Raw genomic sequence first — 1,107 nt, forward strand, 5'->3', positions numbered from 1 at the left:
AGTGTTATTCGAGCCAGAGTTCGAGTTACCTGTGTTGCTATCACCAGTATTGTTCGAACCACTGTTCGAATTACCACTGTTTGAGTTCCCGGTGTTGTTGTTACCAGTGTTGTTTGAACCTGAGTTCGAGTTACCCGTGTTGGAATCACCAGCGTTATTTGAACCGGAGTTCGAGTTACCTGTGTTGGAATCACCAGTGTTATTTGAACCTGAGTTACTGTTCCCAGTGTTGCTATCACCGGTGTTATTCGAGCCGGAGTTTGAGTTACCTGTGTTGCTGTCACCGGTGTTGTTTGAACCCGAGTTCGAGTTACCTGTGTTGCTATCACCAGTATTGTTCGAACCACTGTTCGAATTACCACTGTTTGAGTTCCCGGTGTTGCTATCACCGGTGTTATTCGAGCCGGAGTTCGAGTTACCTGTGTTGCTGTCACCGGTGTTATTCGAGCCAGAGTTCGAGTTACCTGTGTTGCTATCACCAGTATTGTTCGAACCACTGTTCGAATTACCACTGTTTGAGTTCCCGGTGTTGTTCGAACCACTGTTCGAATTACCACTGTTTGAGTTACCCGTATTGCTGTCACCAGTGTTATTCGAGCCAGAGTTCGAGTTACCTGTGTTGCTATCACCAGTATTGTTCGAACCACTGTTCGAATTACCACTGTTTGAGTTCCCGGTGTTGTTCGAACCACTGTTCGAATTACCACTGTTTGAGTTACCCGTATTGCTGTCACCAGTGTTATTCGAGCCAGAGTTCGAGTTACCTGTGTTGCTATCACCAGTATTGTTCGAGCCAGAGTTCGAGTTACCTGTGTTGCTATCACCAGTATTGTTCGAACCACTGTTCGAATTACCTGTGTTGGAATCACCAGTGTTATTCGAGCCGGAGTTCGAGTTACCTGTATTGCTGTCACCGGTGTTGTTTGAACCCGAGTTCGAATTACCTGTGTTGGAATCACCAGTGTTATTCGAGCCGGAGTTACTGTTCCCAGTATTACTGTCACCGGTGTTGTTTGAACCCGAGTTCGAATTACCTGTGTTGCTGTCACCGGTGTTGTTCGAGCCAGAGTTCGAGTTACCCGTGTTGCTATCACCAGTATTGTTCGA

At 46.6% G+C, this 1,107-nt stretch carries 1 protein-coding gene; it reads right to left on the minus strand.

Annotated features, from left to right (window positions below):
• The coding region (locus tag AC27FN_RS09875) for a beta strand repeat-containing protein (RefSeq protein ID WP_487167811.1) at window positions 1-1,107 on the minus strand (1,107 nt) is incomplete at both ends.

The sequence above is a fragment of the Furfurilactobacillus sp. W61-4 genome (assembly GCF_057545565.1).